The sequence below is a fragment of the Eubacterium ventriosum genome, from assembly GCF_025150745.1.
In the GTDB taxonomy this organism is placed as follows: Bacteria; Bacillota; Clostridia; order Lachnospirales; family Lachnospiraceae; genus Eubacterium_G; species Eubacterium_G ventriosum.
In genome coordinates this window covers 1,923,095-1,949,235 of sequence record NZ_CP102282.1, presented here as the reverse complement: position 1 = coordinate 1,949,235, position 26,141 = coordinate 1,923,095, and the positions used below count along the sequence as shown (strand labels likewise).

The following is a 26,141-nucleotide window of genomic DNA, read 5'->3' as shown; positions in this document are numbered from 1 at the left end:
AATTTTATATGGATAAAAACTTATTGGAAATTACAGGTTATGATGGTGAAGGTTATGTTCCTTTAATTGATTATTCCCATTGGCGTGTTGCCGAACTTAGATACTGTGAAGAATTAGAAGTGGACAAGCTTAAAGATATGCAGAAGCATGATGAAACGGATGAAGTTTTTGTATTATTGGAAGGCGATTTCACATTATTCTTAGGTGGCAATGGGGAACACATAGGAGAGATTGAGGCTATTAAACTTGAACCTCTTAAACTATATAATGTTAAAAGAGGTACATATCATACCCATACTCCTGAAAAAAATTCAACAGTGCTTATTGTTGAAAATGTTGACACAACTGACGACAATTCACCTAAAGAAAAATTAACTTTAGAGCAGAAAAAAATTATTGAAAAGTTGTATAAGGAAGTAAATTCATAGATTTATATAACTAAGGTCTCACTTTTAAAAGAAAATCGACTTTTAAATCTGGGACCTTTAATATGTAAAACAGACAACCGAAAACAAGCGAGGTATTTTTAGTGCGACTGGATAAATATTTAACCACATTAGGAATTGGTTCACGAACACAGGTTAAGGAATTAATAAAAAAAGGAAAAATCACTGTTAACGGCGAAAAGATTTTAAAGCCTGACATTCATATTGATGAAAATAATGATGAAGTAGATTTAAACGGTGTTAATTTAAAATATAACAAATTCTATTATTATATGCTAAACAAACCTGCAGGAGTATTATCTGCAGTATCAGACAATAATTGCAAAACAGTAATTGATTTGCTTGATGTTACGCCTAAAAAAGGACTTTTTCCTGTTGGAAGACTTGATAAGGACACAGAAGGCTTACTTCTTATAACTAATGACGGTGAACTTTCACACAATCTTCTGTCTCCAGCTAAGCACGTTGATAAAACATATTATGTGGAACTTAACGGGGATTTAATAGACAGCGATATTGAACTATTTGAAAAAGGTTTGGATATAGGTGAGAAAAATCTTACTAAGCCTGCCATCCTTAAAATACTTGAAAAAAGAAGTACAGCTTTAATTACAATAACAGAAGGAAAATACCATCAGGTTAAAAGGATGTTTCAGGCAATAGGACTAACGGTAACTTTTCTTAAAAGACTTACAATGGGACCTCTTAAATTAGATGAAAATCTGAAACCCGGAGAATATAGAAAGCTTACAGTCAGTGAAGTAGAAGCCTTGCTTAATAATAAACCTAGAAATAACTAAAATAATTAAAACATATTTTAATATAATATTTTAAAAATTTAAAAAGTAAAATTATTAGAATAATATTTAGAAAGTATAAACATTAGAAAGATATTAATATGCAGGAAATTAAAATTACGGAAAATCAGGCAGGACAGCGCTTTGACAAGTTTTTATTTAAATACTTTAAGGAAGCTACATCCGGCTTTATATATAAAATGCTTAGAAAAAAGAACATTGTCTTAAATGGTAAGAAATCAGATGGAAAAGAAAAGCTTAATGTAGGCGATTCAATTAAGATTTTTATGGCTGATGATACCATACTTAAATTTAGAGGTGAGACAAAAGTAGACATTGTTAAACCTATTGATTTAGATATTGTTTATGAAGATGATAATATTCTAATTATAAATAAACCGTCAGGAATGCTTAGTCAAAAGGCTGAAGCAAGTGATGTATCAGTTAATGAATATATTATTTCTTATTTAGTATCCACTAACAAACTAAGTGAAGAACAACTTAAAACATTTAAACCCGGTGTCTGCAATCGACTTGACAGAAATACCAGTGGCTTAATTATTGCCGGTAAATCCTTAAAAGGTTTGCAGACAATGTCTAAAATGTTTAAGGAAAGAACAATGGATAAATACTATTTTGCATTAGTTAACGGCAAAATAGAAAATAAAATAAACATAAAAGGTTACTTGAAAAAAGATGAAAGAACAAACAAAGTAACAATATATAAAAAAGAGCAAAAAGACAGTCAGCCAATTGAGACAGAGTATGAGCCTGTTTTAGCAAATGATAGAATCACTTTATTAAAAGTTAAGCTGATTACAGGTCGAACTCATCAGATTAGAGCACACCTTTCATCTGTAGGTCATCCGCTAATTGGTGACTACAAGTATGGGAATAAGAAGATTAATGATATATATAAGAAACAATATGGTATTAAAGACCAGATGTTACATTCAAGAACGACTGTTTTTCCAAAGTTTACGGGAGACTGTGATAATCTGTCAGGTAAAGAATTTACAGCAACACTGCCTGATGATTTTATAAAAGTTTTAAGCAATGAATTTAAGAATAGTAATGTTGTTAATGACTTTATTAAAGAAAAACAGATTAAAAAATAACTATACATTAAGGTTGGTTTTTGATTACAGGAAAGAAGATTTAGAGCAATTATGGGAACATGGAAGACAAGAGGACTTAGAGGTTCTACATTAGAAGATATGATTAATATGACTAATGAAAGTTATCGTGAAAAGGGACTTGCATTAATTCAAAAAATACCTACTCCAATAACGCCCATTAACATTGATCAAAGTACAAGGCATATTACCCTTGCTTATTTTGACAAACAAAGTACGGTAGACTACATTGGAACGGTACAGGGGATTCCTGTATGCTTTGATGCCAAGGAATGTGCAGTTACAACATTTCCTATGATGAATATTCACGAGCATCAGGTTAAGTTTATGGAAGACTTTGAATCCCAGGGAGGTATTTCATTTATATTATTATTTTATACATCTTTAAACGAAACTTACTATATACCTTTTAAGGATATTAAAAGATTTTATGATAGAAGTATTAATGGTGGCCGAAAAAGTTTCAGATATGAGGAAATTGATAAAAATTATCTTATAAAATCAGCACCCGGTGCCCTTGTTCATTATTTGGAAGGAATTCAGAAAGATTTAGATTCAAGGGAAGGTTGACATTTATTATAAAATATTGTAATATACATTTTAGTTCATTACTAAGGCAGTGAATTACCACTTTAAAGTATTAAAGTAACAAATGGAGGATAACATGGAAAAAGTATTATTACATACTCCTGAGGGAGTTAGAGATGTTTATGGCAAAGAATGTGCCGTAAAGTTAACAATAGAGAATAGCATTAACAAAGTTTTTAATATATATGGATATCATAATATTCAAACACCAACTTTTGAGTTTTTTGATATTTTCAGTAAAGAGCGAGGCTCTGTTGCTTCAAAGAATTTATATAAGTTCTTTGACAGAGAAGGTAATACTTTAGTTTTAAGACCTGATGTTACTCCTTCAATTGCAAGACTTGTTGCAAAATATTATATGGACGTTAAAGTTCCTGTTAAGCTTTGCTACAATGCCAATACATATATTAATAACTCAGAATTACAGGGAAAATTAAAAGAAAATACACAGCTTGGATGTGAACTTATTAATGATGATTCAGTTGAAGCTGATGCAGAAATTCTTGCTCTTGTTGTAGATTCATTAAAAGCAGCAGGACTTAAAGAATTTTTGGTGGAAATCGGTCATGCAGATTTCTACAAGGGGCTTTTGGAAGAATGCGGTTTTGACACCGAAAATGAACAGGAATTACGAAAAAGAATAGAAAATAAAAACTATTTTGGAGTTGAAGAAATTCTTGATAATAACAATATTACAGGACAGCTTAAAGAGGCATTTTTGAAATTGCCGGAATTATTTGGTTCCATTGATGTTATAAAATCAGCTAAAGAGCTTACAGACAACAAGAAAGCCTTACAATCAATTGAACGTCTTGAAAAATTATATTCAATTCTTGAGGATTATGGCGTATCTAAATATATAAGTTTTGACCTTGGAATGATTAGTAATTTTAATTACTATACCGGAATAATTTTTAAAGCTTATACTTATGGCTCCGGTGACCAAATTGTAGCCGGCGGTCGTTATGACAAGTTACTTGGTCAGTTTGGAAAAGAAGCTGCAGCAGTTGGTTTTGCTGTATATATGGATCAGATTCTTTTAGCTGTAAACGGACAGCGATTAAAAGAAAACAATGATTACTCATATGAAGTCATTATTTATGATTCTGAATTTAGAAAAGCTGCTTTATCCCTTACTAATGCACTTAGAGATCAGGGTGTTAAGACAGAATTAATTTCTAAAAAAGAGAATATATCATTAGAGGAATATACAACATTTAAGAAAGAAGACGGTGCTACTAAGATTACATATGTTTCAAAAGATGGCGCTGTAGAATTATAGGTGAGCAGTATGAGATATTTAACTTTTGCCCTTGCAAAGGGTCGTTTGGCAAAAACAGCAATGGATATGTTTGAACAGATTGGTATCCAGTGTGAAGAAATGAAAGATGAAAAAACACGTAAACTTATTTTTGTTAACGAAGAATTAAAATTAAAATTTTTTCTTGCCAAGGCAAGTGATGTTCCGACATATGTTGAATATGGTGCGGCAGACATTGGTATTGTAGGTAAAGATACTATTTTGGAAGAAGACAGAAAATTATATGAAGTATTAGATTTAGGTTTTGGAAAATGCAGAATGTGTGTCTGCGGACCTGAATCAGCCCGTGACTTATTAAAAAATCATGGTATGATAAGAGTAGCATCAAAATATCCAAAGATTGCCAAGGATTATTTTAATAACAAAAAAGGTCAAACAGTTGAGATTATAAAGCTTAACGGTTCTGTTGAGCTAGCACCTATTGTTGGCTTATCAGAAGTTATAGTTGATATTGTTGAAACAGGTACTACATTAAAAGAAAACGGTCTTGGAGTTTTGGAAGAAGTTTGTCCATTGTCTGCAAGAATGGTTGTTAACCAGGTTAGTATGAAGATGGAAGACGAAAGAATCAGAAAGATTATTTCTGATTTAAAAGAAAAAATAAAATAAATTTTATAAAAAAAGATTGTTTAAAAGACTAATTATAAAGATTAACTAATCTTTAGGAGGCTGAAATGAGAATTATAAAATTAGATGAGAGTTCAAAGAAAAATATTTTAAATGACTTACTTAAAAGAAGTCCTAATAACTACGACAATTTTGCAGACAGCGTAAATGCAATTCTTGCAAATGTTAAGGAAAACGGCGACAAAGCTTTATTCCAGTACACAAAGGATTTCGATAAGGCTGATATTAATGCTTCAAACATTAAAGTTACTGAAGAAGAAATTAAGGAAGCATACGACAGACTTGAAAACCCTGAATTAGTTCAGGTTATTAGAAGATCATTAAAGAATATTAAGGAATACCACGAAAAACAGAAACAGTACAGCTGGTTTGATTCAAAACCTGATGGCTCCATTTTGGGTCAGAAGGTAACACCATTGTCAAGAGTTGGTGTTTACGTACCTGGTGGAAAAGCAGCTTATCCATCATCTGTTTTGATGAATGTTATTCCTGCAAAGGTTGCCGGTGTTGAACAGATTGTTATGGTTACACCTCCTGGAAAAGATGGAAAAGTTAATCCTAATACATTAGTAGCAGCTAACGAAGCAGGTGTTGACGTAATATATAAAGTCGGTGGAGCACAGGCTATTGCAGCTTTGGCTTATGGTACCGAATCAATTGCCAAGGTTGACAAGATTGTAGGTCCGGGAAATATTTATGTAGCTTTGGCTAAAAAAGCAGTATTTGGTTATGTAAGTATTGACTCTGTAGCAGGTCCTAGTGAAATCTTAGTTCTTGCTGATGAAACAGCTAATCCAAGATATGTTGCAGCAGACCTTTTATCACAGGCAGAACATGACGAACTTGCTTCAGCTATTCTTGTTACAACAAGTGAAGAATTGGCTAACAAAGTATCTGAATATGTAGATATGTTTGTTTCTAAATTAAAGAGAAAAGAAATTTTACAGAAATCATTAGACAACTATGGATATATTCTTGTTACTGATACCATGCAGGATGCTATTGACACAGCTAATGACATTGCTTCAGAGCACTTAGAAATTGTTACTAAGAATCCTTTTGATACAATGACAAGAATTAAAAACGCAGGGGCTATTTTCCTTGGAGAGAACAGTTCCGAACCACTTGGAGATTATTTTGCAGGTCCTAACCACGTTCTTCCAACTAACGGAACAGCAAAATTTTTCTCACCTTTAAGTGTTGATGATTTCATTAAGAAATCAAGTATTATCTCTTATTCAAGAGAAGCACTTGAACCTTTAAGTGAAGATATTCAGAAATTTGCCAAGGCCGAAGGTTTGACAGCTCACGCTAATTCTATTAGAGTTAGATTTGAAGAAGATGATGATATAAAGGAGTAGAAATATGAGTAGAATTGGTAAATGCGTTAGAAATACAAGTGAAACACAGATTGAAGTTTCAATTAATCTTGATGGTACAGGTAAATCCGATATTAATACAGGCATTGGTTTTTTTGACCATATGTTAATCAGCTTTGCTAAGCATGGTCTTTTCGATTTAAATGTAAAAGTTAACGGTGATTTGTATGTTGACTGTCATCATACTATCGAAGATACAGGTATTGCCATTGGAAATGCAATAAAAGAAGCTTTAGGAGATAAGAAATCCATTAAAAGATATGGTTATATGATTCTTCCAATGGATGAGTGCTTAACTATGTGTGCTCTTGATTTATCCGGAAGACCTTATCTTGTTTTTAATGCTGAATTCACTACAGATAGTGTTGGTGGCTTTGACACTGAAATGGTTAAGGAATTTTTCCATGCCATAACTTATTCCACAGGAATGAATTTGCATATTAAGATGTTAGAACCTGGCAACAATCATCATATGATTGAAGGCATATACAAAGCTTTTGCTAAGGCTTTAGATCAGGCAACAATTAAGGATGAAAGAATTACAGATGTATTATCAACGAAAGGAACACTATAATGGGAAAGTTTAGAATTATACCATCTATTTATTTATATAATGGTAATGTTGTAGATAAAGAGACAAAGGAAATAGTTGGGGATGGAGATGCTGTTGAACTTGCCACTTTCTATAATAATAGAGGGGCAGATGAATTATTAGTTTTTGACTTATCTTCATCAGACAGTGAACATGATGCAAATATCGGTACAATGATTAAGATTCAGGATGCTGTTGACATTCAGATGATTGTTGGTGGAAATGTTAAACGTCTTGAAGATGTAAAAAAATATATTTATACAGGAGCCAAGAAAGCCATTCTCGATATGAGTAAAGACACTAATGTTGAAATAGTAAAGGAAGCTTCTGAACGTTTCGGTAGTGACAAAATTGCCGTAATGTTAAATAAGGATTATGATTTTTCAAAAATTAAACAACTTAAATATGATGGCGTATCTTTAATTATTGCTGACAGTTGTGCAAATGAATGTATAGGTTTAGGCATTAAAATTTTAGCTTTTAACTGTAACTTTACATTTAACGATATGGTTGAATTTGGTAAACAGGACAAGGTTTACGGTATTTCAGATAACAGTTTTGCCGGAGATTTTGATTTTCTTAATTTCAAAGCTCAGTTAAAAGAAGAAGGAGTTAACACTATTGTTTTTGAAAGTGCAATGAGTTTTGATCAGTTTAAAAAGAATTCCGACGGAATGATTCCTGTTGTTGTTCAGGACTATAAGACAGACAAAGTTTTAATGGTTGCTTATATGAACGAAGAAGCCTTTAATCTTACAATAAAGACTGGAAAGATGACATATTTTAGCAGAAGTAGAAATGAAATCTGGGTTAAAGGTGTTACATCGGGGAATTTTCAATATGTAAAAGAACTTTCTATGGACTGCGATTTAGATACAATGCTTGCAAAAGTATATCAGGTAGGAGTTCCATGTCATACAGGAGCTGATACATGTTTCTTTAACACTCTTGTTAAGAAAGAATACGATGAATCTAATCCAATGAGAGTTTTTGAAGATGTATATAATGTCATTCTGGACAGAAAGAAGAATCCAAAGGAAGGTTCATATACTAACTATCTTTTCGATAAGGGAATTGACAAAATTCTTAAGAAAGTTGGAGAAGAAGCTACTGAAATTGTTATTGCAGCAAAGAATCCTGATCCTCAGGAAGTTAAATATGAAATTTCTGATTTCTTATACCACGTAATGGTATTAATGGCAGAAAAAGGAGTTTCATGGAAAGAAATAACAAAAGAACTTTCAAGAAGATAGGGATTTGGGTGTTAAAACATCAATATATTAATTACAAGAATTTTATATTAAATCGGGTAACTACAGGTTGCCCGATTTCTTTCGTTGAAAAAAAGATTTTTGTATAGTATTATTGTGGATAGGACTAAAATCAAAAAAGATGTGTATTATACATTTATATATAAATTTTGAAAGGGATATTTAATAAACAATATATGAAAGAATCTATTAAAAAAGTTCAAAACGTAGGAATAATTTTTGATATGGATGGAACTCTTTGGGATTCCACTGAAAATATAACAAAAGCCTGGAATGAAGTACTTGTTAAGTACGGATACGAAAATCTTAAATTAACAGTAGAACAGGTTTCAAAAGAGATGGGTAAGCTTATGAGAGATATTGCTGATTCTCTTTTTAATGGCATTCCTGAAAATATAAGATATGAAATATTTGAAGAATGTTTATCTTACGAAAACGAATATCTTTTAAAAAACGGAGCCAATGTTTACGATGGAGTAGAAGATGTTTTTAAAGAATTAAATAAGAAATATAATGTTTTTATTGTAAGTAACTGCCAGGAAGGGTATCTTCGAACATTCCTTGAATACTATGATTTCAACAAGTATGTATTAGATTACGAGGAAGCCGGCAGAACAGGTATGCCAAAGGATGAAAATATCCGATTAGTAATTAAGCGTAATCACTTAGATAAGGCTTTTTATGTAGGTGATACATTGGGAGACATGGAATCTACTGACAAGGCAGGAATACCATTTATCCACGCAGCTTACGGTTTTGGTACAGTTCCTGCAGACAGAATGAAAATAAACAATATAAAAGAATTGCCTGAATTTATAGATGATTTATTGTCAAAAGATACTGACAACTAGCAATTTAATTTTAAGGAGCATAAATGAGAAAATTAGCACTATCAGATGAAATATTAATGAAAATAGAAAAGCCGGCAAGATATATTGGTGGCGAATTTAATGCTATTGTAAAAGACCATAATGAAGTAGACACAACATTTGCTTTTGTTTTCCCTGATGTTTACGAAGTTGGCATGTCACATCTTGGAATACAGATTTTATATGATTTATTAAACAGAAGAGATGACGTATGTTGTGAGAGAGTGTATTCACCTTGGATTGATTTAGATAAGATTATGAGAGAACAAAATATTCCTTTGTTCTCACTTGAAACACAGACACCTGTTAAGAATTTTGATTTTCTAGCAATTACTCTTCAGTACGAAATGTGTTACACAAACATATTACAGGTTCTTGATTTGTCAGGAATCCCTCTTCTTTCAAAAGACAGAACAGAAGATGATCCTATTGTAATCGGTGGCGGACCTTGTACTTACAATCCTGAACCAATTGCAGATTTCTTTGACATTTTTTATATCGGTGAAGGTGAAACTGAATATTATCACCTTATTGATTTATATCAGGAAAATAAGAAAAATGGTGGAACAAAGAAAGAATTTCTTGAAATGGTAGCAGAAATTCCATGTATGTATGTTCCTGCATTTTATGATATTAAATACAATGAAGATGGAACAATTAAGGAAATGAAACCTAATAACAGTCACGCAAAAAAGACTGTAAGAAAGTCAATTGTTCTTGATTTTGACAATGTTCCTTACCCTGACAAGCCATTGGTTCCATTTATTAAAGTTGTACAGGACAGATGTGTTCTTGAAATCCAGAGAGGATGTATTAGAGAGTGTCGTTTCTGTCAGGCAGGTTCAGTTTATAAGCCTTTAAGAGAAAAAAGCCTTGAAACATTAAAGAAGCTTGCAATAGATATGTTAAAAGCTACGGGAAATGAAGAAATATCTTTAAGTTCCCTTAGTACAAGCGACTATTCAAAAATTAAGGAGCTTATTGATTTCTTAATTGAAGAATGTAAATCACGACACATTAATATATCACTTCCCTCCCTTAGAATTGATGCTTTTTCATTAGATGTAATGAGCAAGGTTCAGGATGTTAAAAAAAGTTCGATTACTTTTGCCCCTGAGGCAGGTACTCAGCGTATGCGTAATGTTATAAATAAAGGTTTAACTGAAGAAGATATTATAAACGGATGTACACAGGCATTTTCAGCCGGTTGGAATAAAGTGAAATTATATTTTATGTTAGGTCAGCCTACTGAAACTAATGATGATGTAGACGGAATAATGGATTTGTGCGAAAAGATTGCTGAAGTTTATTATGAAACAGTTCCTAAAGAACAAAGAAAAGGTAAATGCCAGATTACAGCAAGCTCTTCATTCTTTGTTCCAAAGCCTTTTACTCCATTTCAGTGGGCACCAATGTGTGAAGCACACACATTCCTTGATAAGGCTAAACGTGTAAATGACAAATTAAAAACTCTTCTTAACAGAAAGAGTATAAGATATAACTGGCATGAATCAGACATTAGTGTTCTTGAAGGACTTTTAGCACGTGGAGACAGAAGACTTTCTAAGCTTATATTATCGGTTTATGAAAAAGGCGGTATTTATGATGCCTGGTCAGAATGTTTTAAGAAAGAGTTGTGGGATGAGGCAATTGCCGAAAATAATATTGATGTTGATTTTTATGTTACAAGAGCGAGAAACGATGACGAAATCTTCCCTTGGGACTTTATAGATACAGGTGTTACAAAGAAATTTCTGTTAAGAGAGTGGCATAATGCCCAGAACGAAAAGGTTACACCTAACTGTAGAATGCAATGTTCAGGCTGTGGTGCAGCAAGCTTTGGAGGTGGTATTTGTTATGAAAATTAGATTAAGATTCTCAAAACAGGGACAGATGAAGTTTATCGGCCACTTGGATATGGTAAGATATTTTCAGAAAGTAATGCGTCGTAGTGAAGTTGACGTTGCCTATTCAGAAGGCTTTTCACCTCACCAGAAAATGTCTTTTGCAGCTCCTTTAAGTGTAGGTGTTTTAAGCCGTGGGGAATATTTTGACTTGGAAGTTAATTCAACAGAATCTTCTAAAGTTATGCTTGAAAGGATTAACGCCCAAAATGCAGAAGGTGTGGAAGTTTTAAGCTATAAGCTTCTTCCTGACGACGCAAAAAATGCCATGAGTGTAGTTGCAGGAGCTGATTATAAGGTTTACACAGACCTTTTTAATCAGAATATGTTAGACGCTTTCATGAATCAGGACCAGATTATTGTTTTAAAGAAAACTAAAAAAAGCGAAAAAGAAGTAGATATTAAACCTTTAATTTATAATATTAAGTTGGAAGATGACGGAATTTTTATGCAGGTGGCACAAGGTAGTGCTTCTAACCTTAAGCCTGACCTTGTAATGGATGCTTTCGCCAAATTTGCACAGGTTACACTTCCTGAATATGTAACATATGAAAGACTTGATATGTATTGTTTGGAAGATGACAATCTTGTTTCTTTAGACGATATTGGAGGCAACATTGAGTAACAAATTAATTATTTCTGATTTTTATAAAAACATATTATTTGGTTTTTATTTTGAAGACGACAAATTACAAAGATTAGTAAACTTAAAAAATGACAATGTTGTTGGAAATATATATTGCGGCTACGTAAAAGATGTAGTCAAAAATATTAACGGTGCTTTTGTACTTTTCGATGACAACAAAAAAGGGTATCTTTCCTTAAAAGACTTTAAGAACCCGGTTAAGCAGGGAGATAAAGTTCTTGTTCAGGTATCAGGAGACAAAATTAAAACAAAAGATTATTCATTAACTTCACGAATTAATCTTAATTCAGAATGTCTTGTTTTAACTGTTGGCAATACAGGCATAAGCGTTTCAAGAAAAATTAAGGATAAGGACATCCGCGAAGAATTAAAAAGTACTTTAAGTGTTAAAAAGAATGATGTATATGGTTTTATTATAAGAACTAATGCATTAGACTTTTCTAAGGAGGATATTTTAAAACAGGCTGATGATTTAATTAATCAGTTAGAAGATTTAAAAAAGCGATTTGCTTTTGTTACTCCTAAGGCTGCGTTACTGAAAAAAGATTATTTGCAGGATTTAATTAGTGAATTTAAGAAACATGGAGAATTGTCAATTATAACTGATGTAGTTTACATTTATGATACATTAAAAGAACATAATGATATGGTTACATATAATGACAATTCCAAAATCAGTTTGTGCAACAAATATTCTTTAGAAACTCATTTAAACCGCCTTTTATCTAAGAAAGTATGGCTTAAATCAGGTGCTTATCTCATAATAGAACCTACAGAAGCCCTAACGGTTATTGATGTTAATACCGGAAAGGCTGACTTAAAAACTAATAAAGAAAGTACTTTTAAAAAGATAAATTTAGAAGCGGCAAAAGAGATTGCCCTGCAAATGAAATTACGAAATATATCGGGTATAATCATAGTTGACTTTATTAATATGAGTAATAATAAGGATTATGATATTTTAACCCATGAAATGTCAGAATATCTTACTAATGATTTTTCTATAAGTAATGTTGTTGATATTACAAAACTTGGTTTAATGGAATTAACAAGAAAGAAGAAAGAAAAATCTTTAGAGGAAATTGTTAATGAGAAAAAAGATGATAATTAAAATTATAAGTTGGATAATATTTATTGGATTGGTAATTGCATTAATAGTAGGTGCAATAAACATTTATATGGTTACAACCACATCAAAAAGAATTATTTCTGTAGATGATGCTAAGGACATAAATGCTGATTGCATTATTGTTTTAGGTGCAGGTGTTAAACCTTCAGGTAAGCCTTCATGGATGCTTGAAGACAGAATTATTGTAGGCGAACAGTTATACAATGTTAATGCAGCTCCAAAGCTTTTAATGTCAGGCGACCACGGCAGAGAGAATTATGATGAAGTTAATACAATGAAGAATTATGCCATTAATGATGGCATACCTTCAGAAGATATTTTTATGGATCATGCCGGTTTTGAAACATACGATTCAATGTACAGAGCAAAGAAAATATTCGGTGCTAAGAAAGTAGTTATTGTTTCACAGAAATATCATTTATACCGTTCTCTTTACATTGCAAAAAAAATGGGCTTAGACGCATACGGAGTTTCGTCAGACCTTAGATATTATTCAAAAAAACAATATTATAGAGAAGCGAGGGAATGGCTTGCAAGAGTTAAGTCGTTTATAAAATGTATCGCAAAACCGCAGCCTAAATATTTAGGAGATTCCATTGATTTAAAGGCAAGCGGTGATGTGACTAATGATTAGGAGCAGAATATATGGATAAGAAATCAATTGGTGAATTAAGAAGAAGATTGAAAAAAGACAGTTGTACGTTCACAAAAATATGTGGTTGTTACGTAGATGACAATAAGAATAAAGTTACAAATCTTGATGAAATATTTATGAATCTTGAAGATGAAGAATATTACAAATACTTGGAAATAGGCAAAAAAGTTCTTTCCACTAATGTTGGAAATAATATTTTGGAGCTTAATTTTCCTATCGAAGAAGAACAGCCGGGAGGTCATCAGCAATTCTTAATGGGACTTAAGAAAAGTGCCTTAAAAGATCAGGGCTTAGTTGATACTTTCTATGATATGATTATTGAAAAATATGATTCACTTGGAAATTATTTAATTTTACTTTTTCATGATGTTTACGACGTTATGACAAAAACATCTGACAATAATAAATTAGATGAATCAGAAGAAGTTTATGAATACATAATATGTGCCATTTGTCCAATGGTTCTGTCAAAACCGGGACTTGGCTACAACAAAGACAAAAACAGAATCAGCACATTAAACCGGGAGTGGTTTGTTGGAATGCCTGAAACAGGTTTTGTTTTCCCTGCATTTATTGATAGAAGCAGTGATATCCATTCTGTACTTTTATATACAGCCGATTCAAAGAATGTTCATACCGAAATGATTGAAGACATTCTTGGGTGCAGGCAGAAGTTAACATATGCCCAGCAGCAGAATGTTTTAAATGATATGGTTTTGGAAGTAACAGGAGAAGACAATATTAAAGAAGTAATGGAATCAGTGAATATTGAGCTTGCCCAAATTTCAGAAGATGAGCCTGAATCAACTATTTCTAAAACACACATAAAAAGTGCCTTGGAATATGCCGGCATTCAGGAAAACAAAGCCGAATCTATTGGCGACAAATATATGACATCTATTAACAATGAGGAGATTCCTTTGATTGGAGATATCGTTCCTAATAAAGCCGCAAAAATTGTGAAAGATAATAACGAAAAGTATCTCCTTAAAGAAGAAATTAAAGAATTAAACAGAAAGATTGCCACTATAACAGAAGAACAAAGTGGTGAAGAGCTGGGAGAAAGTGACATTATCATAAAAGTCAACTCAGGCAAGAAAGAATTAATCCGCCAGGAAACAATAGACGGACAGCCTTGCGTTGTAATTCCATTAACTGATAATGATAATGTAATGATAAAATAAGATTACCTGATTATATAATTGCTAAACCTCTCACAATATGAATAATAAAAAGAATTCTATAGATTATTTCTATAATATGAAAAAATTTGTTTGACAAGAGCAAATACCTGTGATACTATACTATAGTATGCCGCTCAGTGTGGTTATAAGTACTGCAATAGCAGTCACCGAAACTGGCGAGTAATGAGTAATAGGAGGTGCCCATAATGTACGCAATTATAGCAACAGGTGGTAAACAGTATAAAGTTGAAGAAGGCCAGACAATCAGAGTTGAAAAGCTTGGTGTTGAAGCTGGAAGCAAGTTTACTTTTGACCAGGTTCTTTTAGTTGGCGGTGATGACGTTAAGGTTGGTGAACCAACAGTTGACGGAGCAAGCGTTGAAGCTACAGTAGTAGGTGATGGCAAGGCTAAGAAAGTTATCGTTTACAAGTATAAGAGAAAAACAGGTTATCATAAAAAGAATGGTCACAGACAGCAGTACACAGAAGTTAAGATTGACAAGATCAACGCTTAATTGAAGGTGGTTGTATGACTAATATAACTTTTTATAAAACAAATAATTCATTTGTTGGTTTCAGAGTTTTAGGACATTCCGGATACGCTGAAGAGGGCAGTGACATTGTTTGTGCGGGGATTTCGGTTTTGACAATTAATTTTATTAATTCCGTTGATTCTTTTACAAATGACAAGTTCATTTTAAATGAGAATCCTGATAAGGCATTAATTGAATTTAAGTTCAAGTCTAAATCGTCAGAACAATCCCAACTATTATTTAAGTCTTTGGCCTTAGGGTTAAATGATTTATATGAAGAAAACAGAGATTTTATATCATTAGATTATAAGGAGGTATAGCTATGATGAAGATGAACCTTCAGTTCTTCGCTCATAAAAAAGGTATGGGTTCTACAAAGAACGGTAGAGACTCAGAATCAAAGAGACTTGGTGCTAAAAGAGCAGACGGACAGTTTGTTAAGGCTGGAAACATTCTTTACAGACAGCGTGGTACAAAGATTCACCCTGGTATCAATGTAGGCCGTGGTGGTGATGATACATTATTTGCTACATCAGATGGTATCGTTAGATTCGAAAGAAAGGGCAGAGACAAGAAACAGGTTTCTGTATATCCAGTAGCTGAATAATTTAAACAAGTAACAACAGGCTTCAAGTCATTTCTGATTTGGAGCCTATTCTTTTATATAACAGGGATAACTCCCATTACAGTTTTTAACCCCTAAGATTGGAGGTATTACATGTTTGCAGATTTCGCAAAAATTTATATAAAATCAGGAAAAGGTGGCGACGGACACGTTTCATTCCGTCGTGAATTATACGTTCCAAATGGCGGTCCAAACGGTGGTGACGGTGGAAAAGGTGGCGACATTATTTTTCAGGTAGATAAAGGTTTAAATACACTTTATGAATTTAGACATAACCACAATTACAAAGCAGAACCGGGTCAGGAGGGCGGTAAGCAGAATAAAACAGGAAAAAACGGTGAAGACCTTATTATAAAAGTTCCTGAAGGAACAATTATCAGAGAAGCTGAAACAGGAAAGATTGTTGCTGACATGAGTGGTGATAATCAGAGAGCTGTAGTCCTAAAAGGCGGTCGTGGCGGAAAGGGTAACCAACATTATGCAACAGCAACAATGCAGGTTCCAAAATATGCCCAGCCGGGACAGAAAGCAATGGAACTTAATGTAACATTAGAATTAAAGAGTATTGCAGACGTTGGCCTTGTAGGATTTCCTAACGTTGGTAAGTCAACACTTTTATCTCGTGTGACTAATGCAGATCCTAAGATTGCCAACTATCACTTTACAACTTTAAATCCTAATCTTGGTGTTGTAGACTTAGACGGCGGTAAAGGGTTTGTTATTGCAGATATTCCGGGACTTATTGAAGGAGCTTCTGAAGGTGTTGGACTTGGTCACAAGTTCTTAAAGCACATTGAAAGAACAAAAGTTATAATCCACATGATTGATGCCGCTTCAGTAGAAGGACGTGATCCTATAGCTGACATTAAGGCAATCAACAAAGAATTAGAGGCTTATAACCCTGATCTTTTAAAGAGACCACAGGTTATTGCAGCTAATAAAATTGACGCAATTTACGGTGATACTAACGAAGTTATCGATGGCATAAAAAAAGAGTTTGAGCCTGACATTAAGGTATTTCCAATTTCAGCAGTTAGTGGTAAAGGATTAAAAGAACTTCTTTTCTATGTAAGAAGTCTTTTAGATGAATTCGGTGACGAACCTGTTGTTTACGAACAGGAATATGACCCATTTGAATTCCAGGATAATGAATCACTTCCATATACTGTTGAAAAAGTTGAAGACGGATTATATTCTGTTGAAGGACCAAGAATTGAGAGAATGCTTGGTTATACTAATATTGATTCAGAAAAGGGCTTTATGTTCTTCCAGAACTTTATGAAGAACAACGGTATCCTTGAAGAATTAGAGGAACTTGGAATTGAAGATGGTGATACAGTAAAAATTTACGGTCACCAGTTTGATTACTATAAATAATATAGTTTAATAATTGGAGAAAATAAATGAATAGTAAACAAAGAGCTTATTTAAGAAAGATTTCAGCTATGGAAGCTCCTATTTTTCAGGTGGGTAAGTCATCTGTTACACCTGAACTTACAGCAGCCATAGATGAAGCTTTAGAAAAAAGAGAACTTATCAAATTAAGTGTTTTAAAAAACTGTTTTGATGATCCAAGATCAATTGCAGAAGTTTTAGCTGATAGAACACATTCATCTGTTGTTCATGTTATTGGAAGAAAAATTGTATTATACAGACCTGCAAAAGAAGAAAAGAATAGAAAAATAATTCTTCCATAAATAATCCATAGACATAAATAGGAGACAGTTATGAAAGTAGGAATTTTAGGTGGCACTTTTGATCCAATACACAATGCTCATATTGAAATAGCAAAGACTGCACTTAACCAGTTTAACCTTGACAAGGTTATGATAATGCCAACACCAAACCCACCTCACAAAGACAAGAATACCATTACATCTAATTTTCATAGAATTAATATGATTAAGCTTGCAATTTTGCCATATGAAAATATTGAATTTTCAGACTTTGAAATTAATATGCACGATGTAACTTATACAGCAGATACATTATATTTGCTTAACGAATTAAATCCTGACATTGAATATTATTTTATTCTTGGCAGCGATTCAATTATGTCTTTTTTGAGCTGGTACAGACCTGACATTATTTTAAAATATGCCAAACTTCTTACAGTTAGAAGAGATGACGAAAGCTTTGATTTAATGGATTCAAAAATCAAAGAAATAGAAAAAACCTATAACACAACAATTGGCATAATCGATATGAAAGCCATGGATATTTCTTCAGGCTTTATCAGAACCCATAGTCACGAAGAGATTAAAAAAGCTGTTCCGGAATCAGTATATAAATATATTATCGATAATGATTTGTATACTGATACTAACGTTAACAGAGCCTGGTCCATTAACAAAATAACACGGGATTTGGAGAAGGAACTAAAGCCTTCAAGATATACTCATACATTAAATGTGGCAAAAACAGCAAAAAATATGGCTGAGGCATTTAATGTTAATCCTAACAAAGCTTATTTTGCAGGTATTTTACACGATTGCGCAAAGAATTTCAGCGACCAAAAACTTTTGCAGATATGCAAGGACAATAATCTTCCAATTAATGTATTCGAAGAGAGAAATCCTTCTCTTTTGCACGGAAAAGTAGGTGCTTTTATGGCAAAGAATAAATATGGCATAACTGATGAAGAAATATTATCAGCCATAACATGGCATACAACAGGAAAAGATAATATGACAGACCTTGAAAAAATAGTATTTTGTGCAGATTATATTGAGCCGGGCAGAACTAAGCAGCCACATCTTGAAGAATTAAGAAGCATAGCATTATCAGACCTTGATATGCTTACATTTAGGATTCTTGAAGATACAGTTGAATATTTGAAAGCCAAATCTTTGGATTGTATAGACGACAATACTATTACAGCTTATAATTTCTATAAAAAATTAATTGAGGAGAGATAAAATATGACTTCAAAAGAACTTGCAAAGATTGCATACAATGCTCTTGATGACAAAAAGGGTGTAAACATTACTATTATAGATATTTCTGAAATTTCTATAATAGCAGATTATTTCATAATCGCTGGCGGAACTAACGAGAATCAGGTTAAGGCATTGGCAGGCAATGTTGAAGATGAATTTGCAAAGACCGGTCTTTCTCCAAAACACGTAGAGGGCTATACTAACGCCAACTGGATTCTTATTGATTATGAAGATGTTATTGTTCACGTATTTAATGAAGATGACAGACTTTTCTATGATTTGGAAAGAATCTGGCGTGACGGAAAAATCGTAAATGTAGAAGAACTATAAAGATAAATTTTAACAAAATGGAAATCTTAAATTAGGCATTTGTCTTTTTGTAGGATTTCCTTTTTGCGCATTATAAAACAAAAGGAGGCTGGAATATGTGGGCATATGAAAGTGTTTTTTATCAGATATATCCATTAGGATTCTGTGGTGCACCATTTGAAAATGACGGTGTTTTGGAACATAGAATCACTAAAATAGCTGACTGGATTCCACACATTAAGAAATTAGGAGCAAACGCAATTTATTTCTCACCATTGTTCGAATCTGACACTCACGGATATAACACAAGAGATTACAAAAAGATTGATGTAAGATTAGGCGATAATGAGGATTTTAAGAATCTTTGTAAGGATTTACACAACAACGGCATAAAAGTTGTTGTAGACGGTGTTTTTAATCACGTGGGACGTGGTTTTCCTCAATTTCAGGATGTATGTGCCAATAGAGAGAACTCTAAATATCTTCATTGGTTTAATATTGACTTAAATGGCAATTCTAACTACAATGACGGACTTTGGTATGAAGGTTGGGAAGGCAATTACGACCTTGTAAAACTTAACCTTTATAACCCGGAAGTTGTAGATTACCTTTTGGATGCAGTAAGTTTCTGGATTAATGAATTTGACATTGACGGAATAAGACTTGATGTAGCTTATTGCCTTGATTTTGAATTTTTAAAACGTTTAAGACGTCACACAGACTCACTTAAAAAAGATTTTTTTCTTGTGGGAGAAATGCTTCACGGCGATTACAATCAGAGAATGAATGACGAAATGTTACATTCAGCAACCAACTATGAATGTTACAAGGGACTTTATTCAAGTTTTAATTCAATGAATATGTTTGAAATTAATCATTCATTACTTCGTCAGTTTGGTCCTGAAAACTGGACTTTATACAAAGGCAAACATTTATTGTGTTTTGTTGATAATCACGATGTTACAAGAGTTGCAAGTATTCTGACTAACGAAAATCACTTACCTTTAATCTACGCATTATTATTTGGAATGCCGGGCATACCTTGTGTATATTACGGAAGTGAATGGGGGGCAAAAGCTGATAAGAGTCAGGGGGATCCGGCTCTTAGACCTTCTTTTAAAGAACCGGAATTTAATGAATTAAGCGAATTTATCTCTAAGCTTGCAGATATAAAGAAGAACTCTAAAGCATTAAATTACGGAGATTTTTCATCAACTGTTTTAACTAACAAACAGTGTGTGTTTAGAAGAAGTACCGGTGATGAAACAATATATGTGGCAATCAACGCTGATGACCAGGAATATACAGCTTATTTTGGAGCAGAAAAAAATCAGGTTACAGATTTGCTTTCAGGTGCTATAATAAACCTTGATGGCGGTTTGAAAATGGCTCCATACAGTGCTTATTTTTTAGCATAAAAATAGATTACAATATATGAAAGGAAGTATAGATATGGAAAAGAAATTAGTGCCGGTTACATTACTTACAGGTTATTTAGGTGCCGGAAAAACAACATTACTTAATCAGGTTTTATCAAACCAAAAAGGATATAAAGTTGCAGTTATCGTTAACGATATCGGTGAAGTAAACATTGATGCTTCACTTATTGAAAAAGGTGGACAGGTTACTCAGAAAGATGACAATCTTGTACCTCTTCAGAACGGATGTATCTGCTGTACTTTAAAGGTTGATTTAATCAATCAGATTATTGACCTTATTGGTACAGGAAAGTTTGACTACATCCTTATTGAAGCAAGTGGTATCTGCGAACCTATTCCAATTGCACAGTCAATTACAATGTTAGACGGTTCATATGACAAGAAAGCTCAGATTGCAAGACTTGACAACATTGTTTCAGTTGTTGACGTTGCAAGAATGGCTGATGAATTTGGTTGTGGCGAAAACCTTGTAAAAGACAATATTGATGATGAAGATATTGAAAACCTTATTATTCAGCAGATTGAATTTTGTAATACAATTATTCTTAACAAAGTTGATACAGTTACACCTGAACAGCTTGGAAAAGTTAAGGCTATTATCAGAAAACTTCAGCCTGAAGCTGTTATGTTTGAAACAAACTACGGCCAGATTGATGTAGATGAAATCTTAAACACTAACAGATTTGATTTTGAAAAATCAAGTATGTCAGCAGGTTGGATTCACGAATTAGAAGAAGCAGACTTAGACGAAGATGATGATCACGACGAACACCATCATGAACATAATGAAGACCATGACCACGATCATGAACATCACGACCACGACGATCACGATGAACATGAACATCACGGACACGGACATCATCACCACCATCACCATCACCATCACGGAGAAGGTGAAACAGAAGAATATGGTATCGGCTCATTTGTATACTATAGAAGAAGACCTTTTGCCAAAGAGAAATTCGAAGATTGGCTTGATGAAATGCCAAAGGGCATTATCAGAAGTAAGGGTATTATCTGGGCTGCTGAAAACAACAATGATGCTTACATGTTTGAACAGGCAGGAAAGCAGATAAACATTGCAAATGCAGGACAGTGGGTTGCTACAGCTCCTAGAAGAGTTCGTGCAAAGATGATGAAAGAAGATCCTACATTAGTTGAGGATTGGGATGAAAAAGTAGGCGACAGAATGATTAAAGTAGTATTTATTGGCCATGATATGGACAAGGAAGCTATTATTAAATCATTAGATGATTGCTTAGCTTACTAATAAATATATTCTAATAATATATACATTTTTAAAGCTTGATTTTGGGACAGTGTTCAAAAATTCGGATACTGTCCCTGTTTTATGCAATGTACACGCTTTAGGATAGGTCATAAAGTTAAAGTAGGAGGCGAAAACTAAAACTATGAAGGAAAATATAAAAGAAAATAAGAAAACTAATACAAAAGCACAAAATGACTTAAGCTTATTGTTTAAGTACAGAAAATTTTTAATGGGGTTTGCTGCATTATGGATTTTAATGACTCACGAATGGCAAATTGTAACTAATGAGACAAGCTTTTTCTTTGTAACTGAAAACTTTATAAAAAGAATCGGTTTCTGTGGTGTAGACATCTTTTTATTACTATCAGGAATGGGATTATATTATTCCCTTGAAAAAAATCCGGTTTCAAGATTTTATTATAACAGACTAAAAAGAGTTATCTTTCCATTTATAATTATGGCAAGTATTGTATCCCAGATTGACCATTGGACCAATGAGTTTTATTTTAATATCATAACAGGAATAAGCTTTTATAAAACAAATATTTATTTGTTCTTATGGTTTGTTCCTGCAGTTATAACATTATATTTATTTACACCTGTTTTTTATAATTTTTTCAAAAAAGCAGAAAATAAATATTTATTCTTTGCTGGATTCATAGAACTTTGGTTACTGTTTTCACTTATGGCAAGAAATGTTATGAGAGAAGATTTATACGGCTTCACCAACCGTATTCCAATATTTGTAACAGGATTCCTTATTGGATATTTGTGTAAAGAGAAAGCTATAAAAATAACGCATAGAAATTGGCTTTTTATCCTTTTAACATTCATATTGGGTATGTATTTAGCATATCAGAGTAACTTTAAGGGATTAGGGCTTATTTTGCCAGTATCTAACTGTTGCATTCCTAATTATCTAATTTCAATATCATTACCTTTATTAATGGCAAAGGTATTGGATAAATTACATAGCATTAGGGGACTTGCCATTATTGGAAAAGGACTTAATAAACTAATAGGGTTCTGGGGAATGATGAGTTTGGAATTTTATTGTGTTCAGGAATGGATTGCTACAAAAATCCTACCTGACCTGTTAAAAGGCGGCGACAAGCTTTTGGCTAACGTGAAACTGCTTGTTATTGTTTCAATATGCGGACTTGCACTATACCTGATTAATAAAGCAATTGTTTGGATATTGGATTTGGTAGACCGTTTAATTTCTAATATTGGTAAAAATAAGATGATTGATAATTAATCTCTATTTGGATTAAATAGCAGTAGTACTAATAATTTATTTCAACAAAAAAACAACCTATATTTCGACTGTTCTGATTAATTCAGTTCGTAGCCAAATATAGGTTGTTTTTTTATTAATAGTACAATCGAACACTGTGTTCGACATCATATATTCTTCTATACAATTCTTCTGTAAAGACTTCTGACAATACCAACTATTGCACAGTCATCTACTATAATAGGTTCCATTAAGTCGTTCTCCGGCTGTAGTCTAATGTGTCCGTCTTCTTTGAAAAATCTCTTAACCGTAACAGAATCATCTATTAACGCCACAACAATCTCTCCATTGTCAGCCTGAGCAGCCTTCTCAATTATTAAATAGTCGCCCTCATAGAAGCCAACATTAATCATGCTTTCTCCCTGCACCTTAAGAATGAAAACTTCTCCATTAGGCAAAAATTCTGTAGGTAGTGCAAAATAGTCTTCAATATTCTCAACTGCAAGTAAAGGTGCACCTGCAGCAACTCTTCCAATAATAGGAATATTAGTCATTTCACGTCTTACAAGACCAAATTCATCATCCATGATTTCAATAGCCCTAGGCTTAGTAGGATCTCTTCTTATGTATCCGTTATTCTCCAAAGTTGAAAGATGAGAGTGAACAGAAGAAGTAGACTTTAAACCTACCTTCTCACATATCTCTCGAACAGTTGGTGGGTAACCCTTTGATAAAATTTCTTCCTTAATATAATCCAAAATCTGCTGTTGTTTAGGTGTAATCTTTCCTGGCATATAATCGTCCTCCAATATCTATATATTTAAACCTCAAAAAATTTCAAAATAAATTCCTAAGACTTTAATAAAAACTCACAATAATTCTTTCTGTCTGAATAATATAATATGAATTTCCAAAAAAAATCTTAAATTAAACTTTAAATGAAAAAGCAACTGCACGAACATATTGACACCAAATTTTTTAAACCTTAAATGGGGTGAAAATTGAGCTTTAAATGGTGTATAATAATAAAAAAGTTATTGTTTTGCTATATTTTCGTGCATAGTTAATAAGCGGCATAACATTAGTTTTGAAAAAATAACTGCAACCCCGCTTCTTTAAAAGATATGGGAGTCTTTGTTTGATCAATTAAAATGTTAATTAACGCTTAAGTAGCTTTGGACTCAAAGTAACTTCATCGGGTGGAATAGGTGAAAGTTGTAGCAAAGACAATAACTTTTTTCCGTCTTTGGAGTCCATTAAATCAAAAGGTGTTTTGTTATCTAAATTTTCACGAAGAACACTGTTTATATGACAACAGATTAACGTTACGTCAGCAACAGTGAGGGGTGAAAAACTAACACCTTTAGGAAGTATTCTTCGTATTAAACGATGGTTGTTTTCGACCTGTGGTTTTTGCCACGAAGCTTGAGGATCACAAAAGAATACACGAGTTCTGGAAAGCCCTGTTCTTGTGTGTTCAAGTGCTTGAGGATTTTTGAATTCAACGCCGTTATCGGTCAAGATAACAGGAAATAATCTCTTGAATAGAGAGACTCCAAGAATCTCAGTTAAGGAATCAAAAATCTGAATTACACTATCCTGAGTTCCATCGTTCATTAGAAAGATAAGCATAAAACTTGTCCTTCTAAAAATCATAGTAAGAAATACTTTTCCCTTATTACGACCACCCTTTACAGTATCCATTTCTACAACAGGTAGATCTGGGTTTGCTTCCATGAAGGATTTGAAATCTTCATAGGTGCGACCTTGTCTATATTGGTATTCAAGCTTGGTAAGAACCTTTTTAGGCCTACGTTGCCTGTAAACAACCTTTTTAGGAAGGTCAATATTACGAACCTTAAAAACACCCTGGTCAATGTAATTATAGAGAGTTCTCTCTGATATACCCAATTCATCTAAGTGCGTAGCACAAATGTGATTTAGAGATTGACCTTTAGCAATAAGAGGTTCAATTATATCAGCAATTGCTCTTAATTCAGATGGAGTTTTTCTGACACCGGAATGAGCATTGCGAATGCTTTTGTGATGAGCAGCATCAGCTCTGTGAGCTGTATAGTAAGCCTTGTTACGTTTACATTGTTTAAGCATAGAACAATTAGTGCAGACATAAGGAGGTTTATCTAAAAGAGGACATTGAGAAGATTCATAAGAAGCGCAAATATTTGTGCATATACGATCTTCAGGACATCGCTTACAACGATATCCATAACATCCATGTACTCCAACATCATCGCAGATAGAATTCTTTAGGCAAGAGTTTTTGTGAGTACAATCATTCTCGCCAGGGAGAGGAATTCTATCAACAAAGCATCGATATTTAATTACTTCTCTAGAAATGGTAGAAGCTGAACGTTCAAGATTTCTACCAATAGAGGCAAAAGAGTAGTCTTTACTAATCATACGTTCAATAATTATTCGTTCAGATAAGGATAATTGTTTTGGCATAAAAGCCTCCTTTCTGATCAAACAAAGACTACTTAAAATATACACTTTTGCAAAGGTAACTGCTAGTTTGCAAAAGTAGTAGCATGGAAAAACTAGCAGTTTAAATTGCAATTAAATATCTTAAATTAAAGTTCTAAGTACTGAATATGGTACTTAATATATACTAATATTACCATAACAGCAAAAATAAAGCAATGAATTTTTCGAATATTTGTTCGAAAAAAGTTATTGACAAACATTTGTTCGGATGATATTATAACTATATCAGACAGCAAACGTTTGTTCTTATAGTTATTTAATACATAATAATAAACCTTACAGTTTTCAGTAGCTTGAATATCTATAGAACAATTATTCAATTATATTTAATTTAACAATTTGGAGGTACATACAATGAAGAAGTCAGGAAATACTAAGTCAGAGAAGAAATTAGTCTACGGAGCAATTATCACATTTTTATTAGCAGTTGCAGTATTCTCATCCATTAAGCTTACTAAAGTGGACGCAATGAATGGCAAGGAATATGCTAAGTATAAATATTACACAAGCTACCAGGTTCAGCCCGGTGATACATTAACATCTATTGCTCAGGAGCATATTAAGGATTCTAATGTAAGCACATCAGATTATATAGATGAAGTAATGAAGAACAACAAGCTTTCAGACGACGAAATAACATCAGGGAAGAAACTTATTATTGCATATTATTCTTACGAGAAGAAATAATATATAAAGAATACCAGAATCGAACACTGTGTTCTATTAAAAGAAAAGAA

General features: G+C 33.0%; 28 protein-coding genes. 26 read left to right on the top strand and 2 right to left on the bottom strand.

Going from position 1 to position 26,141, the window contains the following annotated elements; genetic code table 11:
- The first annotated feature begins 8 nt into the window (after positions 1-8).
- The 25 genes from NQ558_RS08790 to NQ558_RS08670 all read left to right on the top strand — a co-directional run bounded on the left by NQ558_RS08790 (position 9) and on the right by NQ558_RS08670 (position 22,920).
- A complete protein-coding gene (locus NQ558_RS08790) occupies positions 9-428 on the top strand; it encodes a cupin domain-containing protein (RefSeq protein WP_040445748.1) in 420 nt (139 codons plus the stop codon).
- 101 nt (positions 429-529) lie between these two features.
- Positions 530-1,246, top strand: coding sequence for a pseudouridine synthase (locus NQ558_RS08785; RefSeq protein ID WP_040445746.1), 717 nt, complete (start codon positions 530-532; stop codon positions 1,244-1,246).
- A gap of 98 nt (positions 1,247-1,344) precedes the next feature.
- Entirely contained in the window at positions 1,345-2,361 is a 1,017-nt protein-coding gene (locus NQ558_RS08780) for an RluA family pseudouridine synthase (RefSeq protein WP_259907384.1), read from the top strand.
- A gap of 51 nt (positions 2,362-2,412) precedes the next feature.
- Positions 2,413-2,949 (top strand): Holliday junction resolvase RecU, encoded by a 537-nt coding sequence (locus NQ558_RS08775; protein ID WP_005358496.1) that lies wholly within the window; start codon positions 2,413-2,415, stop codon positions 2,947-2,949.
- Positions 2,950-3,043: 94 nt separating this feature from the next.
- On the top strand, positions 3,044-4,249 hold the full coding sequence (hisZ, locus tag NQ558_RS08770; protein WP_242652069.1) for an ATP phosphoribosyltransferase regulatory subunit: 1,206 nt from the start codon (positions 3,044-3,046) through the stop codon (positions 4,247-4,249).
- Positions 4,250-4,258: 9 nt separating this feature from the next.
- Complete coding sequence (hisG, locus tag NQ558_RS08765) at positions 4,259-4,897, top strand: ATP phosphoribosyltransferase (RefSeq protein ID WP_178515090.1); 639 nt, start codon at positions 4,259-4,261, stop codon at positions 4,895-4,897.
- A gap of 65 nt (positions 4,898-4,962) precedes the next feature.
- Positions 4,963-6,276, top strand: coding sequence for a histidinol dehydrogenase (hisD, locus tag NQ558_RS08760; protein ID WP_005358493.1), 1,314 nt, complete (start codon positions 4,963-4,965; stop codon positions 6,274-6,276).
- A 4-nt stretch (positions 6,277-6,280) separates the two neighbouring features.
- Positions 6,281-6,868: an imidazoleglycerol-phosphate dehydratase HisB gene (gene hisB / locus NQ558_RS08755; RefSeq protein WP_005358491.1), complete on the top strand. Its 588-nt coding sequence runs from the start codon at positions 6,281-6,283 to the stop codon at positions 6,866-6,868.
- Positions 6,868-8,139: a bifunctional phosphoribosyl-AMP cyclohydrolase/phosphoribosyl-ATP diphosphatase HisIE gene (gene hisIE / locus NQ558_RS08750; protein WP_005358489.1), complete on the top strand. Its 1,272-nt coding sequence runs from the start codon at positions 6,868-6,870 to the stop codon at positions 8,137-8,139. The genes hisB and hisIE overlap by 1 nt, the downstream gene beginning before the upstream one ends.
- 194 nt (positions 8,140-8,333) lie before the next feature.
- Entirely contained in the window at positions 8,334-9,008 is a 675-nt protein-coding gene (locus tag NQ558_RS08745) for an HAD family hydrolase (RefSeq protein ID WP_005358488.1), read from the top strand.
- A gap of 23 nt (positions 9,009-9,031) precedes the next feature.
- Positions 9,032-10,894 (top strand): TIGR03960 family B12-binding radical SAM protein, encoded by a 1,863-nt coding sequence (locus NQ558_RS08740; RefSeq protein WP_005358486.1) that lies wholly within the window; start codon positions 9,032-9,034, stop codon positions 10,892-10,894.
- A complete protein-coding gene (locus tag NQ558_RS08735) occupies positions 10,884-11,555 on the top strand; it encodes a TIGR03936 family radical SAM-associated protein (protein ID WP_005358484.1) in 672 nt (223 codons plus the stop codon). Before NQ558_RS08740 ends, NQ558_RS08735 begins: the two co-directional genes overlap by 11 nt.
- Complete coding sequence (locus tag NQ558_RS08730; RefSeq protein WP_050750918.1) at positions 11,548-12,687, top strand: ribonuclease E/G; 1,140 nt, start codon at positions 11,548-11,550, stop codon at positions 12,685-12,687. Before NQ558_RS08735 ends, NQ558_RS08730 begins: the two co-directional genes overlap by 8 nt.
- On the top strand, positions 12,665-13,339 hold the full coding sequence (locus NQ558_RS08725) for a SanA/YdcF family protein (protein WP_005358480.1): 675 nt from the start codon (positions 12,665-12,667) through the stop codon (positions 13,337-13,339). The genes NQ558_RS08730 and NQ558_RS08725 overlap by 23 nt, the downstream gene beginning before the upstream one ends.
- 11 nt (positions 13,340-13,350) lie before the next feature.
- Complete coding sequence (locus NQ558_RS08720) at positions 13,351-14,544, top strand: DUF4317 domain-containing protein (protein ID WP_005358477.1); 1,194 nt, start codon at positions 13,351-13,353, stop codon at positions 14,542-14,544.
- Between the two features lie 206 nt (positions 14,545-14,750).
- The gene (rplU, locus tag NQ558_RS08715; protein ID WP_005358474.1) at positions 14,751-15,059 is read left to right on the top strand and encodes a 50S ribosomal protein L21; all 309 of its coding nucleotides are present in this window, start codon (positions 14,751-14,753) and stop codon (positions 15,057-15,059) included.
- A 14-nt stretch (positions 15,060-15,073) separates the two neighbouring features.
- Positions 15,074-15,397, top strand: coding sequence for a ribosomal-processing cysteine protease Prp (locus NQ558_RS08710; protein ID WP_005358471.1), 324 nt, complete (start codon positions 15,074-15,076; stop codon positions 15,395-15,397).
- A gap of 2 nt (positions 15,398-15,399) precedes the next feature.
- On the top strand, positions 15,400-15,684 hold the full coding sequence (gene rpmA, locus NQ558_RS08705; RefSeq protein ID WP_005358463.1) for a 50S ribosomal protein L27: 285 nt from the start codon (positions 15,400-15,402) through the stop codon (positions 15,682-15,684).
- 111 nt (positions 15,685-15,795) lie between these two features.
- Entirely contained in the window at positions 15,796-17,079 is a 1,284-nt protein-coding gene (gene obgE, locus NQ558_RS08700; RefSeq protein ID WP_005358460.1) for a GTPase ObgE, read from the top strand.
- A 26-nt stretch (positions 17,080-17,105) separates the two neighbouring features.
- A complete protein-coding gene (gene yhbY, locus NQ558_RS08695) occupies positions 17,106-17,399 on the top strand; it encodes a ribosome assembly RNA-binding protein YhbY (protein ID WP_005358457.1) in 294 nt (97 codons plus the stop codon).
- 30 nt (positions 17,400-17,429) lie between these two features.
- The gene (gene nadD / locus NQ558_RS08690; protein ID WP_005358455.1) at positions 17,430-18,620 is read left to right on the top strand and encodes a nicotinate-nucleotide adenylyltransferase; all 1,191 of its coding nucleotides are present in this window, start codon (positions 17,430-17,432) and stop codon (positions 18,618-18,620) included.
- Between the two features lie 3 nt (positions 18,621-18,623).
- A complete protein-coding gene (gene rsfS / locus NQ558_RS08685) occupies positions 18,624-18,971 on the top strand; it encodes a ribosome silencing factor (RefSeq protein WP_005358452.1) in 348 nt (115 codons plus the stop codon).
- Positions 18,972-19,066: 95 nt separating this feature from the next.
- Positions 19,067-20,368 carry an alpha-amylase family glycosyl hydrolase gene (locus tag NQ558_RS08680; RefSeq protein ID WP_005358449.1) on the top strand — a complete coding sequence of 434 codons (1,302 nt, stop codon included), beginning with the start codon at positions 19,067-19,069 and terminating at the stop codon, positions 20,366-20,368.
- A 34-nt stretch (positions 20,369-20,402) separates the two neighbouring features.
- The gene (locus NQ558_RS08675; protein WP_040445742.1) at positions 20,403-21,662 is read left to right on the top strand and encodes a GTP-binding protein; all 1,260 of its coding nucleotides are present in this window, start codon (positions 20,403-20,405) and stop codon (positions 21,660-21,662) included.
- Between the two features lie 142 nt (positions 21,663-21,804).
- Positions 21,805-22,920 carry an acyltransferase family protein gene (locus NQ558_RS08670; protein WP_005358444.1) on the top strand — a complete coding sequence of 372 codons (1,116 nt, stop codon included), beginning with the start codon at positions 21,805-21,807 and terminating at the stop codon, positions 22,918-22,920.
- Positions 22,921-23,078: 158 nt separating this feature from the next.
- Here the strand turns inward: NQ558_RS08670 and lexA are convergent, their stop codons facing one another.
- Positions 23,079-23,693 carry a transcriptional repressor LexA gene (gene lexA, locus NQ558_RS08665; protein WP_005358441.1) on the bottom strand — a complete coding sequence of 205 codons (615 nt, stop codon included), beginning with the start codon at positions 23,691-23,693 and terminating at the stop codon, positions 23,079-23,081.
- Positions 23,694-24,057: 364 nt separating this feature from the next.
- Positions 24,058-25,365 (bottom strand): IS30 family transposase, encoded by a 1,308-nt coding sequence (locus NQ558_RS08660; protein WP_040446367.1) that lies wholly within the window; start codon positions 25,363-25,365, stop codon positions 24,058-24,060.
- A gap of 393 nt (positions 25,366-25,758) precedes the next feature.
- On the opposite strand from NQ558_RS08660, the gene NQ558_RS08655 reads away from it, so the two are divergent.
- Positions 25,759-26,091 carry a LysM peptidoglycan-binding domain-containing protein gene (locus NQ558_RS08655; protein WP_005358435.1) on the top strand — a complete coding sequence of 111 codons (333 nt, stop codon included), beginning with the start codon at positions 25,759-25,761 and terminating at the stop codon, positions 26,089-26,091.
- Positions 26,092-26,141: the final 50 nt, after the last annotated feature.